This is a genomic window from Arthrobacter sp. NPDC093125 (assembly GCF_044754225.1).
Classification (GTDB): Bacteria; Actinomycetota; Actinomycetes; order Actinomycetales; family Micrococcaceae; genus Arthrobacter.
Genome location: NZ_JBIVOQ010000012.1, coordinates 104,871 through 122,141 on the forward strand (window position 1 = coordinate 104,871; position 17,271 = coordinate 122,141).

Genomic DNA, 17,271 nt, shown 5'->3' on the forward strand with positions numbered 1-17,271 from the left:
TTTCCCTCACCGGAGTTGGGGTCCGGGTGGCCATGGACGGCCGCCCGGACCCCAAGGTGCTGCTTCAGGACGTCACGCTGGATTTGTCTGAGCGCAGGATCGGCGTCATAGGCGCCAACGGTTCCGGCAAGTCCACTCTGCTGAGGCTCCTGAACGGCCTGGTAGAGCCCACCGAGGGAACGGTCACCGTCAACGGCGCGGACACCGTCCGGAAGGTACGGGCGGTCCGGCAGCAGGTGGGGTTTGTCTTCACCGATCCCCTGTCACAGCTGGTCATGCCGACAGGCCGCGAGGACGTTGAGCTGTCCCTGCGGCGTTCGATGCGGAACGGTGCCGAACGCCGGGCCAAAGCCGACGCCGTCCTGGACCGCTTCGGGTTGCTGCCGCTGGCCGACCAGAGCATCTACGAGCTGTCCGGCGGCGAGCGGCAGCTCCTGGCGCTGGCGACGGTGCTGGCGGTCGAACCCGACGTGCTGGTCCTCGACGAGCCGTCCACCCTCCTGGACCTGCGCAACCGCGAACTGCTCCGGAACACACTCGCGGGCCTTCGCCAGCAGGTCATCATGTCCACCCACGACCTTGAGCTCGCCCTGGATATGGACCGTGTCCTGGTGGTCGAGGCCGGCAGGATTGCGTACGACGGCGGTGCTGCCGCCGCCGTCGAGCATTACCGTTCGCTGTGTGCGGGTGGAGATGCCCTTCCCAACCGTGCCCTTCCCAACAGTGCCGCCGCCAGAAGCGCAGCTGCCGACAGTGCCGGAGCGGACCGCGGGGACACCCTGTGAGAGGCCACGGCTTCCTGCTGGCGAATTATGTTCCCGGCACCTCCCTGCTCCACCGCGCTCCGCTGTGGCTGAAGTTCCTTGTGGTGGTGGTTTGCGGCATGGCGTCGTTCCTGATTGTCGACTGGCGGCTGTCTGTCGCGGCCCTTGGCGTGATGTGTGGTTTGTTCCTGCTGAGCGGCGCGGGATTCGGGCGGCTTTTTCGTGCCGTCCGCCCGCTGCTGCCCATCCTGCTCGCCATCGGGCTGTTTCAGTGGTGGCAGCTTGGGGCGCCGGTGGCGGCCCGCATCGTTCTGAATGTGCTGCTCTGTGTGGTGGCGGCGTCGCTGCTGACCGCCACCACCCCGCTGCAGCGGCTGCTCGACGGCGTCGTTTCCCTCGCGCGTCCTTTTAAGCGCTTTGGCGCGGACCCGGAACGCTTCGCCCTGACTATTGCCATCATGCTCCGCAGCATCCCCTTCATCGCTGGCGCCTTCGCGGACGTCCGGGATTCTGCGCGGGCCCGGGGCCTGGAGCGCAACCCCCGGGCGCTGATCCTGCCGGTTTTCATCACCACTGTGGCCTATGCCCGCCACACGGGAGACGCTCTAGCGGCCCGTGGCCTGGGCGAGCCGGAGGACGACTAACCCATCGAGGCGGGGTGCACCGCTCCGGCACTTCCGTCCACCACCACGCGCTGCCCGTCAGCCAGCACGCTCGTCCCGGTACCGGTCCCCATGACGGCCGGGATGCCGTACTCCCTCGCCACGATCGCAGCGTGCGAGCCGAGCCCTCCCATGTCCACCACGACGGCGGCCGCGCGCTGGAACAGCGGCGTCCAGGACGGATTCGTGTAGGGGCAGACGAGGATGTCGCCGCTGCGCAGCCGCCCAAACTCGTCCGGTCCCCTGATGACCCTCACCGGTCCCTCAGCTCGCCCGCGGCTGGCCGGCGTGCCGGAGACAAGCGCCCCGGCTGTCCGCCGGGCCTTCCTGAAAAGCACGGCCGGATCCAGCAGTGGGATGCCCTCAAGCTCGCGCCGCTTGGCCGCGCGTGCCAGCACCAGCGGCCGGTAACGCTGCCGGAGGGAAGCCGGCAGCGCGCCGTCGTCGTCCGTCATCGACGCCAGTTCCTCAAACCGCAGGTGAAAGACGTCCTGGATATCATCGATCACGCCGGCAGCCACAAGGCGCCTGCCCAGTTCGCGATAGGCGCGCCGCATGGGCGGGATGACCTTGGTGGCGTAGAAGTGGCTGTCCTCGCGGAACGCCATCCCCGCCCGGACGGCCCCGACGGCGGCGAGCACCTGCCGGCGGAGGGGCGTGAACCGGAGCGCGGGGTGACGCTGCAGTTCCGCCAGCGCTGTCCCGGTCTGGTCTGCCCGGTTGGGACGCCGGCCGAGCAGGGCTTTGATCAGGCCGAGCACAACCTCAGGAGCATCGGACCAGGTAGGTGAACTGCTCAGCACCACGCTGACGGTCTCGCGGTGGCCGTATTCGTGCAGGAACGAGGTGAATGCCTTCCGGAATGCTGCGTAGGCCGGCTCACGTTCCACCAACTGCAGCAGTATGGGCGTCTCCGTTTCGGCAAAGGCGCGGGCAAGCCAGGGATCGGCACGGACCATGGCGGCGAGCTCATCCAGAGCGCTGTTGGCCTGGCTCGTCCGGGTTTCCGCGCCCGCGATCAGCGCGGATGCCAGCCCCGTCCGGCCCAGCAGCAGGAGAAGCATGCGCAGTTTCAGCACAGGAAGGAAGATGCCGGGCAAGTAGGAGATGCGGAGGTCGGTGATGCCCCGCATGGCACCAAAGCACTCCTGCGCCATCAGGACCACCTCGGACCAGCGCAGTGGCTGCGGGTCGCGCCCGTTCAGCCGTTCCACCTGCCCCAGGAACGAGGTGAACCGGAGATCCTGCTTCCAGCCGGACAACGGAAACTGCCTCGCACGGCGGACCAGGGTTACCGGCGCGGCCAGGGTGCGGACGGTAGGACGCGGCACCGGCGGTACCAGCTGCACCACCACGCCGTCCTCCTCAGGCAAAAGCGCTTCAACCGTGGGGAAAACCACCCCGACGCTCCCGGCCATCCCGTGCAGCATGGCCAGAATCCCCTGCATCATCCAGCCGGATACGTCCAGCGGGTAGGGCCGCACCTGGAACATCTCTACGAAGAACGGTCCCACCCGCCGTTGGATCGCGTTCAGCTTTGGCGGCGGAGGCGGGAGGGCCGTTATGGGCCGCGACTGCAGGACATACACCCTGCCGCCGGCCAGCGCCCATTCCATGTCCTGCGGCCGGCCAAAGTGCTCCTGCGCTTTCCGCGCCAGATCGGCCAACTCCATCAGGCGTTCCGGAGCAAACGTGGGCCCGTAGCTGCGGCTGCCCGCGCGCTCCTTCGTTCCGCCGCCTGCGGCAGCACTGATCACCACCTCGCCGCCGCCGGGCTCGAAACTGAGAATTCTTCCTGAACGATCCAGGACGTAGTGTTCCGGCGTGACCCGGCCCGACACAACGGCCTCCCCCAGGCCTTGGCCGGCGTCCACTACGATCTCGCTGCGCTCACCCGTCACAGGGTTCGCCGTGAACAGAACGCCGGCGACGTCTGCGGGCACCATTTTCTGTACGACGACGGCGATCGCCACTTCATGGGGATCGATCCCCCGCCGCCGCCGGTAAGCAATGGCCCGGTCGGTCCAGAGGGAAGCCCAGCAGTCACGGACGGCCCTCACCACCGCTTCCTCGCCGTCCACATTCAAAAACGTGTCCTGCTGCCCGGCAAAGGCTGCGCCGGGCAGATCTTCGGCAGTGGCGCTGGAACGGACTGCCACAGCTCCGCCACCCAGCGACGCATAAGCCCCGGCTATCTCCATCCGCAAAGCTTCGGGCACGGTCGCTTGGGCGAAGAGCGTGCGGATGGCGGCGCCGTCGGGACCGCCTTCACTTGATGGGCCATCGTTCGATTGGTCCTCGTTGGATTGGCCCTCTTGGGACCTGTTCTGGCCGGAAGTGGCTCCGCCGGAGATGACGCCGTCCAGCGCCGCTCCCAGCCCCGTCTCAGCGAGAAACACCTGGTAGGCGCCAGTCGTGACGATGAAGCCCGGCGGCACAGGAAAGCCCTGCCGCAACAGCTCGCCCAGTGCTGCGCCCTTCCCGCCGGCGGCATCGAGGTCGTGCAGGCCATAATCAGCGAGGGAGGCGGTGGTCCTGGGTTTCATCCGAGACTCCTCGTGGCAGTGGCAGTGGCAGTGGCAGTGGCAGTGGCAGTGGCAGAGGCAGGGGCAGTGGCCGTGGCGAGTACAAGCTACTCCAGCCTCCCGTCGCCGTACAGGGCTGTGGCGACGCCGGTATGCAGATGCGTAGCCGCATGCTGGCGGTGCGTCCCCGGGTCACACCTGAGGCGCATCTGCGTCAGCGCACGCTAACGCTCGGGTTCCGCGATCAATCCCGACTGCTGCCGGGCTGCCGTGTCAGTGCCGCAAGCGTGACTCCGGTGTGCTCCGCCAGCTGCGCCAGCAGTGCGTCCTGAAACCGCGCATCATGGACGGCCGGGTGCGCGGTCTGGAGGTGTTGGTGGAACCAGTAACCGCCGCTCGTCAGCGCGGCAGGGTCGCTGCTCGTTGCCAGCCACTCCTGCGTGCGGTGGCCAAGCCGCAGATCGTCCGGCGCTGACCGCCCGCCCATCCGCGTGGGAACCCAGCCGGGATTGACCGCGTTGCTCACGAGGTGCGGAAAAAGGCGGGCGATCGCGGCTGAGAGTGCCGTAACGTGAAGCTTGCTCGTCGAGTAGGACGCTGTGGCCGACCTTCCCGCCCAGTCCAGCCCGCTCAACCGGGTGTCGCCACTACGGTGCATTCCGCTGCTCAGGTAGATCAGCCGCCTCGGCCCCCGGATAAGCGCCGTCAACAGATATGGGGCGACGACATTGACTGGGAGCAGCGCGGAGCCGTTCAGCACGCCCGCGTTGTGGATCACCGCATCAATACCGCCGATCCGGTTCGCGTCGTCGCCCATCTGCCGGACCCCGGCATCATCGGCCAGGTCCCCGACGAGGCAGTGCGCTCCGCGACCGATCAGGTGCTGCACCGCCGTCATCCTTTGTTGGGAACGAGCGTGCACGACAACCTCGTGCCCCTCGCCGAGCAGCGTTTCCGCCGCAGCGAGGCCCAGCCCGTCAGTGGACCCGGTGATGAGAATCCGCGCCATCCAGCGTCGCCCTCTCCCTCATAGTCGCCGTTAAGAGCTGAAGTTCGTTGGCCCAGGGCTTTACAGCCAGATGTGGCGGAACAGCGCAGCGGTGCCCATGCCCCCGGCGATGCTGATCATTGCCAATGCGAGCCTTCCCCGGTGCGGTCCTGCAGGCGACGTCCCTGTCAGCGCCAGAGGAGTCTGCTGGCGCGCCTGGGCCAGCACTCTCGTGACCAGCACGGCCCCGGACGCCCCGTACGCATGCCCCAGTGCCAGCGCACCGCCGTCGGCATTTGCGCGCACCGCGTCAATCCCCAGACGGTCAAGGCACGCTATGGTCTGCGACGCGAAGGCTTCGTTAAACTCCACCAGGTCAACAGCGCCGGCCCTCACGCCGCACGACTCCAGCAGCCGTGCGGCAGCGTCGGCCGCCCCGATTCCGAGGAGCCGGGGATCCACCCCTGCCGTGTCCGTCCCCAGCACCAGCAGGGCGTCCGTGGCGCCCAGTTCCCGGGCGCGGGCCAGCGAGGTGATTACGACGGCGGCAGCGCCGTCCGCGTCAAAGCAGGAGTTCCCGGCGGTGACAGTTCCGGATTCCACGAAAGCGGCGGGGAACCGTGCCATCAGGGCCTCGCTGAGCTTGGGCCGGGGCCCGTCGTCTGCCTTTACTGTGCCGGCGGCGGATTCGAGCGGAACGGTCTCCCCGGCAAAACCGCCCGCGGCTGCTGCCGCAACCGCCCGGCGGTGGCTGCGCAGTGCAAACTCGTCCTGCCGTTCCCTGCTGATGGCGAACTCGGCAGCAACATTCTCCGCGGCCACTCCCATGTCGGGATCACCGTGGCTGTCCGGCGCGAACCGGGCGCGACTGAAAAAGGCGGCATCGCCGTCATCGTTCCTGTGTGCCCGCAGCGGTGCGGTGCTGATGCTTTCCACGCCCCCGGCGAGGTAGATCCCGCCGCCTCCGGCAGCTACCAGCCGGGAGGCAAGGACAATGGCATCCAGGCCGGAACCGCACTGGCGGTCAACGGTGAGGCCCGGAACGGTCACGGGCAGGCCGGCCTCGAGGGCAGCCAGCCGCGCCACGTTGCCCCCGCCGCCGACTGCATTGCCTATGACGACGTCTGCCACTTCGGAGGGTGCGACGCCGGTTTCGGCCAGCAGCGCCGTGAGGATCGGCGCGAGAAGTTCGTGGGCCCGGAACTCCCTGAGCAGCCCGTTTGCGCGGCAAATCGGCGTGCGCAGGGCCGAGATGATGACCGGCTGCCGCTCGGGAGGAAGGAACCCGGTTCCCTGCTCGCCGGCGCCACCAAAAGGTCCGGCTGCCGGCCCGGCAGCCGTGCGCCCGGATGCCTCAGACAAGGCGCTTCACCCGGGAGTCACTGGCGGCGATCCAGTCGAGCATGATGCGCCGGCTGACTTTTCCTCGGTCCGTCATGGGCAGCTCCATCAGGGAGAAGTACTGCTGCGGTCTCTTGTCCCAGGGCAGGATTTCTTCCAGGCCGGTTTTCAGCTGCGTGGCGGTGACGCCCCCGTGTGACGGGACGATCCCGGCCACCACGCGCTGTCCCCTGACATCGTCAGCCATGCCGGCAGCGACAGCCGAGGCTACGCCGGGGATCGAGGCGAGGGCCAGTTCCACTTCATGGGGGTAGACGTTCTTACCGGCAGTGATGATCATGTCCGAGCGGCGGCCCAGGATGTGGAGCTCGCCCTTGTCGAGGTACCCCTGGTCCCCCACCGTGAACCAGCCGTTGAAGGACCTCAACGCCTGGCCGTCGTCGCCCCACAGGTACCCGTTGCTGACCATGCCGCTGCGGACACAGATGTTTCCGGCCACCCCTTCGGGAAGGACCTCGCCGGCGTCGTCCAGGATCCTGACCTCGACGCCCGGGAAAGGCCGTCCAATGCCGGTGCCGCCGGCATCAAGGGGCTTGCCGGCCGGCAGGCCGGTGCCCGAAACGAAGCTCAGCTCCGAGGCGCCGTAGTACTCATAGATCGTGGCATTGGGCGCCCAGCGCCGGGCTGCTTCCAGGGTGCGGGCGTCCAGCTTGGAGCCGGCACAGATGATGGTCCGCACACCCGAGGCGTCAACACAGCCGGTCAGGCCGCGTTCACTGAGCATGCGCAGCATCGTGGGGACCAGCACCAGCCGCGTGATGCCGTCGTAGCCGATCGCCGCGTGGACGTCCCCGACGTCGAACGACTCCAGAGTGTGGAACTCGGAGCCGGCGTACAGGCACTCGGCGAGGGCGTAAAGATTCAGGCTCGAGGTGAGCGGACCGGGAGCCAGCGTTTTATCGTCCTGGGTCAGCCCGAAAAACTCCATCGACGCCTCGAAGGATTCCTGCCACGAGCGCCGCGAACGGGTGAAGGCCTTAGGCACTGATGTGGTGCCGGAGGTCAGGCCGATCAGGAAGGAGGTCCCGGGTTCGCCGTCGGCCAGCAAGCAGTCTGCCGGCCCGGGTCCCGTTGCCCGGGCCTGAGGGACGGATCCCTTCCCTGGCACTGCGCGGGAGGCTGCGCCCAGCCGCTGGACGACCTCGTCCAGCAGGGGTTCCGGCCAGGACGGATCCAGGACAGCGCACTGCCGCTCTCCCGCCACGGCTGCAGTAAAGGCCACCGCGAAGTGCGTCGAGTTGCGTTCGGCCAGCACCGTGATCTTAGCGGTGTTGCCGGCGGCCGTGGCCTCCGCGGCGTCGCGGAGTTCGGCCCAGCTGAGGCGCTGGCCGGCCACGACGACGGCGGTGTCGTCAGGGCGGTCAGCAGCCCAGCGCTGGAGTCTGTTGAGGAAAGGCATCGGATCAACTTTACCGGCGGAACCGGCCCGGGCACCGCTTGGGAAGACTATTGTGACACCATGAGTTTCAATGACGGGGTCGAGCTCGACCCAACCCAGGTGGAAGACCGCCGGGGCCGAGGAATGGGCCGCGGCACGAAGATCGGCGGAGGCATCGGCGGCGGCGTCGTCCTGCTCCTGGCGGCGCTCTTCGGCATCAATCCCCAGCTGCTGGAGGGACTCGTCGGCGGCGGCCAGGAACAACCCGGACTGAGCCAGGGCACACCGCCGGCCGACTGCAAGCTCGGTTCGGATGCCGACCAGCGCCTGGACTGCCGCATCACCGGCACGGTGAACAGCCTCAACGCTTTCTGGCCGGACTACCTTGCCGAGTACAGCGTTGGCTACGAGCGGCCACGGACCGTGCTGTTTGAGGTCGGCACCGACACCGGTTGCGGCGCCGCCACGTCAGAAGTGGGCCCGTTCTACTGCCCGGCGGACACCACGGCGTACTTCGATCCCGGCTTTTTTCAGGATCTCGTCGACCGGTTCGGGTCCTCCGGCGGGCCCTTGGCGCAGGAGTACGTAGTGGCCCACGAGTTCGGGCACCACGTCCAGAACGTGCTCGGGGACCTGGACCAGGCTCAGCGGGATCCGCGCGGACCCGAGTCCGGCGCCGTCCGGGTGGAACTGCAGGCGGACTGCTACGCCGGGCTCTGGACCCGTTACGCCACCACGCAGAAGGATCCCAAGACCGGCCAGCCGTTCCTCGAACCCCTTACGCAAAAGGACCTGAACGACGCCCTCTCAGCCGCGTCCGCCGTCGGGGATGACCGCATCCAGAAGTCCGCCACGGGCCGGGTCACCCCCGAAGCCTGGACCCACGGCTCCAGTGAGCAACGGCAACGGTGGTTCTACCGCGGGTACCAGACCGGCGACATCGCCCAGTGCGACACTTTCAGGGCAGCAACGCTGTAAAAGCTTCCTGCCGCTGGGCCGGTGGGTGGGGAACGACGGCGGCCGGCCACCCTCGTGAAGAAGGTCACCGGCCGCCGGCGTACTTTATTCGGTTTCAGATGTTGAACCCGAGGGCGCGCATCTGGTCCTTGCCGTCGTCTGTGATCCGCTCCGGACCCCATGGCGGCATCCATACCCAGTTCAGGCGCCACTCGTCCACGACGCCCTCGAGCGCCTGGCCCACCTGCTCCTCGAGCACGTCGGTCAGCGGGCAGGCCGCGGTGGTGAGGGTCATGTCGATCAGCAGGGCGCCGTCGTCCTCTGAGTACTTCAGGCCGTACAGCAGCCCGAGGTCCACGATGTTAACCCCGAGCTCGGGGTCGATGACATCCTTGAGTGCCTCTTCAACATCGTCCAGCCCGGTGCGGGCTGCGTCGATTTCTGTCATGGCGTGTCCTTACTAGGCCTGGGCTGCGGCGGCAGTGATCGAAGCTGCGCCCGCGCCCTTGGCGTAGCGGTCGTAGCCTTCTTCTTCAAGGCGGTCGGCGAGCTCCGGGCCGCCCTCTTCAACAATCTGGCCGTCAACGAAGACGTGGACGAACTCAGGCTTGATGTAGCGCAGGATACGCGTGTAGTGCGTAATGAGCATGGTGCCCATGTTGCCTTCAGCGTGCGCACGGTTGACGCCTTCGGAGACGATCTTGAGGGCGTCGACGTCGAGGCCGGAGTCGGTCTCGTCGAGGACGGCGAACTTGGGCTTGAAGAGTTCGAGCTGCAGGATCTCCACACGCTTCTTCTCACCGCCGGAGAAGCCTTCGTTGACGTTGCGCTGGGCGAAGTCGGCGTCAATGCGCAGCTGCTGCATGGCGGCCTTGACGTCCTTGGTCCAGGTGCGCAGGGCAGGGGCCTGGCCGTCAATTGCGGTCTTGGCGGTCCGCAGGAAGTTGGTCATGGTAACGCCAGGAACCTCAACCGGGTACTGCATGGCCAGGAAGACGCCGGCGCGGGCACGCTCGTCCACGCTCATGGCCAGGACGTCTTCGCCGTCGAGGGTGATGGTGCCGCCGGTGACGTTGTAGCGCGGGTGGCCTGCGATGGTGGACGCGAGCGTGGACTTGCCCGAGCCGTTGGGGCCCATGATGGCGTGCGTCTCACCGGTGCGGATGGTCAGGCTGACGCCCTTCAGGATCTCCTTGGTGCCCTGCTCGGTGTCGATGCTGACGTGCAGGTCCTTGATCTCAAGAGTAGACATATGTCTTGTTCTCCTCTGCACCGTGCCGGTCAGGCTGCGGTGCGGTCTTTGGTCTGGAAGGTATTGAGTTCTGGTGCAGGCCGGAAAGCGGCCGGCTAGCTGAAGTTCGGGGTCTCGGCCCCGTTCAGGACACGGGTGAAGTCGACGTAAACCTCGTCACCGACGATCTCCACAGCGAAGACCGGGACGGGGTCGTAGGCCGGCAGCTGGAGCGGTTCGCCGGTGCGCAGGTCGAACTGCGAACCGTGGCCCCAGCATTCGATGGCGCATCCCTCGACTTCACCCTCGGAAAGGGAGATGTCCGCATGCGAGCAAGTGTCGCCGATTGCGTGGATCTCCCCCATGGAATCCTTGACGATCGCGACGGGGTAGTCGTCGATCAAGATCCTCAGGGCCTGCTTGGGCTGGATTTCGCTGGCCTTGCAGACCAGTTCGCCCCTTGGCTGTTCAGTCATCCGTTGTCCTGTAACTTCTGCGGCTTAGTTGTCGGTTGCCGCGAGTTCGCGCTCAACAGCTTCGGTCAGGCGCTCTTCGAGGGCCGGTACCTTGATCTGCTGAATGATCTCGTTGAGGAAGCCGCGCACCACGAGCCGCCGCGCCACCTCTTCCGGAATGCCGCGGGCCATGAGGTAGAACAGGTGCTCGTCGTCGAAACGTCCGGTGGAGCTCGCGTGTCCGGCGCCTTCGATGAGGCCCGTTTCGATCTCCAGGTTCGGAACGGAGTCCGCCCGGCAGCCGTCCGTGAGGACGAGGTTCTGGTTCTTCTCGTACGAGTCGGTGCCCTCGGCCTGCTTCTGGATCAGCACGTCGCCAACCCACACGGTGTGCGCGTTCTTGCCCTGCAGCGCGCCCTTGTACAGGACGTTGGACTTGCAGTTGGGCACGTTGTGGTCAACGAAGGAGCGGTGCTCCAGGTGCTGGCCGGCATCTGCGAAGTAAAGGCCCAGCAGTTCAGCCTCGGCGCCTTCGCCCGCGAAGCGGACGTTGGAGTTCAGGCGCACGACGGATCCGCCCAGGGACACGGCGATGTGCTTGTACACAGCGTCCTTGCCCACCTGCGCGTCGTGCTGGCCGAGGTGCTTGGCGTAGTCTTCCCAGAGCTGCACCGAAATCACAGTGAGCTTTGCGCCTTCGCCGACGATGACTTCCACGTTGCCGTTGTGGTCGGCAGCACCGGTGTGCTCCACGATGACCACGCTGCGGGAGTTGGGGGCGGCTTCGAGCACGACGTGTCCGTTGGAGCGGCGGCCTGCGCCGGCACCGTGGACGTGGATCCGCACCGGTTCAGCCGGCTCGGCTTCCGCGGGAATCACCACGTGCAGGGCCTCATCCACGTTCGCGGACGCGACGACGGCGGCACGGTCGGCCGGGGTCAGGACAGTACCGCGGGGGGCGGCTTCCTTTGCCAGAGTGCCGCGGACGTAGCCTTCCGGGGCGTCAACGGTGAAGACGGCAGATCCGTCATCGGTGGCTGCATCCGAGAAGAGGTTGGCCAGGCCGCGGACAGGCGTGAAGCGCCACTCTTCCTCGCGTCCGGTGGGCAGCGCGAAGTCAGCCACGTTGAAGCTGGTGAGCCGCTCGGCGCGCGAGGACATCACCGTCACACCGTGGTTGTGGCTGTGGTCCACCTTGGCAGAGACCAGTCCCTCGCCTTCCTCGGTGAAACCTGCGATGGAAGGCGCTCCGATGCGGGCCTTTTCAGTAGTAATTTCGGCAGTCATTAACCGACGGATCCTTCCATCTGGAGTTCAATGAGGCGGTTCAGCTCGAGGGCGTATTCCATCGGCAGCTCACGGGCGATCGGCTCGATGAAGCCGCGCACGATCATGGCCATGGCTTCGTCTTCGCGCATGCCGCGGGACATGAGGTAAAAGAGCTGTTCTTCGGAAACGCGCGAGACAGTGGCCTCGTGACCCAGCTGGACGTCATCCTCGCGGATGTCGATGTAGGGGTAGGTGTCCGAGCGGCTGATGGTGTCCACCAGCAGGGCGTCGCAGCGCACGGTGTTGGCCGAGTGCTTGGCGCCTTCGCGGATCTGGACGAGGCCGCGGTAGGCCGCGCGTCCGCCGCCGCGGGCCACGGACTTGGAGATGATGGAGCTCTTGGTGTTCGGCGCGATGTGGACCATCTTGGAGCCGGTGTCCTGGTGCTGGCCTTCGCCGGCGAACGCGATGGACAGGGTCTCGCCCTTGGCGTGCTCGCCCGTGAGGTAGACGGCCGGGTACTTCATGGTGACCTTGGAGCCGATGTTGCCATCGATCCATTCCATGGTGGCGCCCTCTTCGCAGATGGCACGCTTGGTCACCAGGTTGTACACGTTGTTGGACCAGTTCTGGATGGTGGTGTAACGGACGCGGGCGCCCTTCTTGACCACGATTTCCACAACAGCCGAGTGCAGCGAGTCCGACGTGTAGATCGGGGCGGTGCAGCCCTCGATGTAGTGCACGTAGGAGTCCTCATCGGCGATGATCAGGGTGCGCTCGAACTGGCCCATGTTTTCCGTGTTGATGCGGAAGTAGGCCTGCAGCGGGATATCGACGTGGACGCCCTTGGGGACGTAGACGAAGGAACCGCCGGACCACACGGCCGTGTTCAGCGAGGCGAACTTGTTGTCGCCCACCGGGATGATGGTGCCGAAGTACTCCTGGAAGATCTCCGGGTGCTCGCGCAGCGCAGTATCGGTGTCAAGGAAGATGACGCCCTGCTTCTCGAGATCCTCGCGGATCTGGTGGTACACCACCTCGGACTCGTACTGGGCAGCAACACCGGAGACCAGGCGGCTGCGCTCGGCTTCCGGGATACCCAGCTTCTCGTACGTGTTGCGGATGTCCTCGGGCAGGTCCTCCCACGAGGCCGCCTGCTTTTCCGTGGAGCGCACGAAGTACTTGATGTTGTCGAAGTCAATGCCGGACAGGTCCGCGCCCCAGGTGGGCATGGGCTTGCGGCCGAAGTACTTCAGGCCCTTCAGGCGCAGGTCCAGCATCCACTCCGGCTCGCCCTTCTTGGCCGAGATGTCACGGACGACTTCCTCGTTCAGGCCGCGGCGGGCGTTGGCGCCGACGTCGTTCTTATCGGCCCAGCCGTACTCGTAGGTGCCGATGCCGTGCAGTTCGGGGTTCTTCTCCAGAATCTCCGAAATGACAGCAGTCTCAGCAACCTTGTTCTCTGATAGTTGGTCCGTCATAACGGCCTTTCTTGCAGATGGTTGGATTCTTCGTGCAGGGTGTCTTGTCCGGCTCGGGGAGCATTAGGCCCCGTCGCGGCCGGACGGCCTGTTGGTATGTGGGTGGTGCAGACGTGGCCGCCGCGGGCGAGGGTCGAGAGCCTGCGGACATCGACGCCTACGAGGCGGGAGAACATTTCCGTCTCCACGTCGCAGAACACCGGGAACTGCCTGGCCAGCTGCTGGATGGGGCAGTGGCCCTGGCACAGCTGGACGCTCGACAGCGCTGCCGGCAGCGGCGCCTTCGCCTCAATGGATGCTGTGGACGACACAAAGCCGTCGCGGGACAGTGCAGCGGAAAGGGCCTGGGCGCGCGCAGTGATGTCGCTGCCCGCCTGCTCAACCTCGGGGGCGTAGCGGCGTTCCATGTCGGCAAAGCGCTGGGCGGCAAACGCGCGGACCGCTTCGGCGCCGGCGATTTCTTCCAGCTGGGTCAGGGCGGAACTGGCAATGTTGAGATAGTCATCGCCCAGCGTGGACTGGCCCTGGGAGCTGAGCACGTAGCGGCGCGCAGGGCGGCCAGCTCCCGCGCCTGCCCGCGCAACCCGCTTGACTTCGATGACGCCTTCACGGGAAAGGTGGTCCAGATGGCGGCGGACGGCGGCGGGGGTAAACCCCAAAAGGTCACCCAGTTCAGCAGCGCTTACGGGTCCGTGTTCCAGCACCGCGTTGAGGACGCGGTCCCGCGTGCGCTCGTCGCTGTCGACCGCAGGCGACGATCCGCCCCGGGCAGCCGGCTTTCCACCGCGAAGCACACGGATACGCGCTCCGCTTCCCGCCTGAGGCAGGGGCGTGGGGTTAGTCATGGAATACACAACATAATTTTGTCGTAATTTACTCCGGCCTGCCAGTAAGGCGAGACTGACCTGTACCGAGAGCCCGCGCGAGGCAGGACTGGCGCCGGGGCACATAAGACACAGTACTACTTCACGTAGAATGCTGGGGTGCGATCCCCCAAATCCCCCGTTCTGGCCATCGACGGGCTCGTTAAGGACGTAGGTCCGCTGCCCACCCTCGATGGCAGGATGCTGAGGGTGGTGAGCGGCGTCTCACTCGTTGCCGGCCGCGGGGAGGTCACCGCGCTCCTCGGAGCCAACGGCGCTGGCAAAACCACCACCATCGAATGCGCCCAGGGCCTGCAAAGGCGCACGGGCGGCACCATAACCCTGCTCGGGCAGGACCCGGGCAAGGCCGGGGCTGACCTGCGGTCCCGCGTAGGCGTCATGCTCCAGGAAGGCGGGCTCCCGCCGTCGGCCCGTCCCTTGCCTCTCCTTCGGCACATCGCCGGGATGTACCGGAACCCGAGGCCGCTGGACGAGCTCGTAGACCGGCTCGGCATTGACGCGTTCAGCCGCACCTCGGTCCGGCGGCTGTCCGGCGGCCAGAGGCAGCGGCTCGCCCTGGCGGCCGCGCTCATCGGCAATCCGGAAGTCCTGTTCCTGGACGAACCGAGCGCCGGCCTGGATCCCCAGTCCCGCCAGCTTGTCTTTGAGCTGATCTCGGAGCTCCGGAACAGCGGTATGGGCATCATTCTGACCACCCATCTGATGGACGACGCCCAGCGGCTGGCTGACTATGTTTACATCATCGACGCCGGCAGGAACGTTGCGGAGGGCACGGTCGCCCAGCTGCTGCAGCACCAGACGCCCGAGATGACCCATAAGGGCCACGTCCGCACCCTGCACTTTGAGGCGCTGCCGGGCCTCGACTTCAGCGGTGTGCTGCCGCCGGAGGTGGAGGTCCGGGAAAACCGGGCCGGCAGTTACTCGGCCACCGGCGCCCTCGCACCGGAGGATCTGGCGGCCCTGACCGCCTGGTGGGCGCAGCACGGCATCATGCCCGGATCGATGAGCATGGAGGCGCGAAGCCTCGAAGACGTTTTCCTCGACATTTCCGGAAGGGACGTCCGATGACCTCCACGCTTGGCAGCGCTCCCGCTCCCCTGCTCCGCCGCATCGTCCTGCACGGCAAGTACGAGGCCGTGACCATGCTCCGGAACGGCGAACAGCTGATTCTGGCAGTGGTACTGCCGCTGCTGGCACTGGTTGGCCTCACCGTCACGCCGCTGCTGGACGGCATGGGTGACACGAGGGTCAACGTAGCGGTGCCCGGCATCCTGGCCCTCTGCGCCATGTCCACCGCTTTTACCGGGCAAGGGATCTCGACGGGCTTTGACCGCCGCTACGGCGTGCTGCGCTTCCTGTCCACTACGCCGCTGGGACGCGCAGGGCTCATCGCCGGCAAGATCATCGCCGTCCTCGCGGTGCTTGCACTGCAGGTCCTCGTGGTTACCTGCGTGGCTTTCAGCCTCGGCTGGCAACCGGCGGCGTCCGGGTGGCTCCTTGGCCTGGGCCTGCTGGTGCTGGGCGCTGCTGCCTTCACGGCGATAGGCCTCCTGGTCGCCGGAACGGTCCGGCCGGAAGCGACGCTCGCGATCACCAACCTGCTGTGGATCCTCCTGGGAGCCCTCGGCGGCATCGTGATTCCCGCGGAGCGGCTGCCGCGCCTGGCGCAGGACACTGTGCACCTGCTGCCGTCCGGCGCCCTCGGCGAAGGGCTCCGCGATGCGTTCCTGCACGGCACCCTGAACGGCAACGCCGTCCTCGTTCTGCTGCTGTGGCTGGTTCTTGCCGGCGCAGCAGCCATCCGTTGGTTCAAGTGGAATTGAGATAACAAGTGAGTACGGCTTCGCGCCTCCCAAAGATCCTTAGCCGCGTTACATCCAGGCTGCCAATCGCCGTTGATTCTGCCATCCGACGCCTGGCCGTGCTGTCCCTCGTGGGCCAGACGATCCTGGTGGTTACCGGCGGCGCAGTCCGGTTGACGGCGTCCGGCCTGGGCTGCCCCACCTGGCCGCGCTGCACCGAGGCCTCACTGGTGAACACGCCTGAAATGGGCATCCACGGCTTCATCGAATTCGGCAACCGGCTGCTGACGTTCGCGCTGGCCGCCGTTGCCGCCATGATGCTCGTGTACCTGTGGAACCTGCGGAAAGAGCGCAGGGATCTTTTCCTGCTCGCACTCGGCCTCCTGGCAAGCATCCCCGCGCAAGCAGTCATCGGCGGCATCACGGTGCTCACCAGGCTGAATCCCTGGGTGGTTGGGCTCCACTTCCTTGTCTCCATGGCGCTGGTGGTGTTTGCCACCCTGCTCGTCAACAGGGCCTATGGCCGGACCGGCCGCTTCATGGACCGGGTGCTGCCGGCGCTGCCGGGGGTTGCGCGCCCGGTGATGACCGCCGTCGCGGCGTTCTCTGCCCTGGCGGTCATGCTGGGAGTCGTAGTCACCGGCGCCGGGCCGCACGCGGGTGACGCCGACGCGCCCCGCAACAACCTCGACTGGGACCTGTTTTCGCACATCCACGCGGTGCCGGCCTACCTGATCACCGCGGGCACGCTCTTCGCCTGCTACCTCGTCTTCAGGCGCAGGATCACGGGCCTGTTCCGCACAGCCGTGCTGATGCTCCTTGGCGTCACGCTGCTGCAGGCCGTCATCGGCTTCACCCAGTACTACAACGGCATCCCGGCACTCCTCGTGGGCGCACACATGCTCGGAGCAGCCCTGCTGATGAGCGCCGCAACGAACGCATGGGACGTAGCACGCTCCAGCCCGGTCAGGTAGCCTTCCCCCCGCTTCCAGACGCTCCCTCAGATCCCGTCGGGTCATCCCGGACGCTCCCGCACTTCCCGCCGCCTTTACCCCGACTCTCCGGCACATCCCGCCGCTTTAGCGCCGTCGCTCCCGCACATCCTGCCCACCCGCAGATTGTCGGGGACTGTAAGAAAAACGGTGTATGAGGGTCCGGCCGTCTCCTTTCGGATCTGGCCGGACCCTCATACACCGTTTTTCTTACAGTCCCGGATTTCTTACAGTCCCGGAGCGTTTGACGTTAGGCGGGAAGGTGAAGGAGCGTCCCCCAAAATCCTGCGAAAGGTGAAGGAGCGTCCCCCAAAATCCTGCGAAAGGTGAAGGAGCGTCCCCCAAATCCTGCGAAATGAACTGGTCCCCGATAGTTGGACCGGGTTAGTAAGGGCCTAAGCCGCGAGGGCCTGGCTTCGGTATTGTATCGGGCTCAGGCCCTTGAGCTTCGTCGAGATTCTTTCGTTGTTGTACCAGTGGAT

17 protein-coding genes are annotated in these 17,271 nt (G+C 66.5%); 6 read left to right on the forward strand and 11 right to left on the reverse strand.

All coding sequences use genetic code 11. The features are described from left to right. Positions 1 to 32 precede the first annotated feature (32 nt). Positions 33 to 785, forward strand: coding sequence for an energy-coupling factor ABC transporter ATP-binding protein (locus ACIP9X_RS17865; RefSeq protein WP_400481112.1), 753 nt, complete (start codon positions 33 to 35; stop codon positions 783 to 785). Continuing rightward, positions 782 to 1,408 (forward strand): energy-coupling factor transporter transmembrane component T family protein, encoded by a 627-nt coding sequence (locus tag ACIP9X_RS17870; protein ID WP_400481096.1) that lies wholly within the window; start codon positions 782 to 784, stop codon positions 1,406 to 1,408. Before ACIP9X_RS17865 ends, ACIP9X_RS17870 begins: the two co-directional genes overlap by 4 nt. Here the strand turns inward: ACIP9X_RS17870 and ACIP9X_RS17875 are convergent. From ACIP9X_RS17875 to ACIP9X_RS17890, 4 genes are all read right to left on the reverse strand, one after another. Then, a complete protein-coding gene (locus ACIP9X_RS17875; RefSeq protein WP_400481097.1) occupies positions 1,405 to 3,972 on the reverse strand; it encodes a PEP/pyruvate-binding domain-containing protein in 2,568 nt (855 codons plus the stop codon). The two genes, ACIP9X_RS17870 and ACIP9X_RS17875, sit on opposite strands and share 4 nt — an antisense overlap. Positions 3,973 to 4,195: 223 nt before the next feature. Beyond that, positions 4,196 to 4,960 carry an SDR family NAD(P)-dependent oxidoreductase gene (locus ACIP9X_RS17880; protein WP_400481098.1) on the reverse strand — a complete coding sequence of 255 codons (765 nt, stop codon included), beginning with the start codon at positions 4,958 to 4,960 and terminating at the stop codon, positions 4,196 to 4,198. Between the two features lie 60 nt (positions 4,961 to 5,020). Continuing rightward, positions 5,021 to 6,196: a thiolase family protein gene (locus ACIP9X_RS17885; RefSeq protein ID WP_400481113.1), complete on the reverse strand. Its 1,176-nt coding sequence runs from the start codon at positions 6,194 to 6,196 to the stop codon at positions 5,021 to 5,023. Positions 6,197 to 6,293: 97 nt separating this feature from the next. Then, positions 6,294 to 7,739, reverse strand: a complete 1,446-nt coding sequence (locus ACIP9X_RS17890; protein ID WP_400481099.1) for a class I adenylate-forming enzyme family protein — start codon at positions 7,737 to 7,739, stop codon at positions 6,294 to 6,296. Positions 7,740 to 7,799: 60 nt separating this feature from the next. Here ACIP9X_RS17890 and ACIP9X_RS17895 point away from each other — a divergent pair, with 60 nt between their 5' ends. Next, positions 7,800 to 8,696, forward strand: coding sequence for a neutral zinc metallopeptidase (locus ACIP9X_RS17895; RefSeq protein WP_400481100.1), 897 nt, complete (start codon positions 7,800 to 7,802; stop codon positions 8,694 to 8,696). A 94-nt stretch (positions 8,697 to 8,790) separates the two neighbouring features. Here ACIP9X_RS17895 and ACIP9X_RS17900 read toward each other — a convergent pair whose 3' ends face one another. The 6 genes from ACIP9X_RS17900 to ACIP9X_RS17925 form a co-directional block, all read right to left on the reverse strand. Continuing rightward, a complete protein-coding gene (locus ACIP9X_RS17900; RefSeq protein ID WP_400481101.1) occupies positions 8,791 to 9,123 on the reverse strand; it encodes a metal-sulfur cluster assembly factor in 333 nt (110 codons plus the stop codon). 12 nt (positions 9,124 to 9,135) lie between these two features. Beyond that, positions 9,136 to 9,927, reverse strand: coding sequence for a Fe-S cluster assembly ATPase SufC (sufC, locus tag ACIP9X_RS17905; RefSeq protein WP_400481102.1), 792 nt, complete (start codon positions 9,925 to 9,927; stop codon positions 9,136 to 9,138). Positions 9,928 to 10,022: 95 nt separating this feature from the next. Further along, entirely contained in the window at positions 10,023 to 10,382 is a 360-nt protein-coding gene (locus ACIP9X_RS17910) for a non-heme iron oxygenase ferredoxin subunit (RefSeq protein WP_400481103.1), read from the reverse strand. Positions 10,383 to 10,406: 24 nt separating this feature from the next. Beyond that, positions 10,407 to 11,648: a Fe-S cluster assembly protein SufD gene (sufD, locus tag ACIP9X_RS17915; protein WP_400481104.1), complete on the reverse strand. Its 1,242-nt coding sequence runs from the start codon at positions 11,646 to 11,648 to the stop codon at positions 10,407 to 10,409. Next, positions 11,648 to 13,111: a Fe-S cluster assembly protein SufB gene (sufB, locus tag ACIP9X_RS17920; RefSeq protein ID WP_400481105.1), complete on the reverse strand. Its 1,464-nt coding sequence runs from the start codon at positions 13,109 to 13,111 to the stop codon at positions 11,648 to 11,650. The genes sufD and sufB overlap by 1 nt, the downstream gene beginning before the upstream one ends. Beyond that, a complete protein-coding gene (locus ACIP9X_RS17925; RefSeq protein ID WP_400481106.1) occupies positions 13,108 to 13,965 on the reverse strand; it encodes a helix-turn-helix transcriptional regulator in 858 nt (285 codons plus the stop codon). Before ACIP9X_RS17925 ends, sufB begins: the two co-directional genes overlap by 4 nt. 129 nt (positions 13,966 to 14,094) lie before the next feature. On the opposite strand from ACIP9X_RS17925, the gene ACIP9X_RS17930 reads away from it, so the two are divergent. From ACIP9X_RS17930 to ACIP9X_RS17940, 3 genes are read left to right on the forward strand one after another with little or no spacing between them, the layout of a single operon-like run. Continuing rightward, positions 14,095 to 15,063, forward strand: coding sequence for an ABC transporter ATP-binding protein (locus tag ACIP9X_RS17930; protein ID WP_400481107.1), 969 nt, complete (start codon positions 14,095 to 14,097; stop codon positions 15,061 to 15,063). Further along, a complete protein-coding gene (locus ACIP9X_RS17935; RefSeq protein ID WP_400481108.1) occupies positions 15,060 to 15,818 on the forward strand; it encodes an ABC transporter permease in 759 nt (252 codons plus the stop codon). The genes ACIP9X_RS17930 and ACIP9X_RS17935 overlap by 4 nt, the downstream gene beginning before the upstream one ends. An 8-nt stretch (positions 15,819 to 15,826) precedes the next feature. Continuing rightward, a complete protein-coding gene (locus ACIP9X_RS17940; protein ID WP_400481109.1) occupies positions 15,827 to 16,771 on the forward strand; it encodes a heme A synthase in 945 nt (314 codons plus the stop codon). 413 nt (positions 16,772 to 17,184) lie between these two features. Here the strand turns inward: ACIP9X_RS17940 and ACIP9X_RS17945 are convergent. Continuing rightward, a partial coding sequence (locus tag ACIP9X_RS17945; protein WP_400479511.1) for an IS3 family transposase occupies positions 17,185 to 17,271 on the reverse strand: 87 nt, incomplete at its 5' end.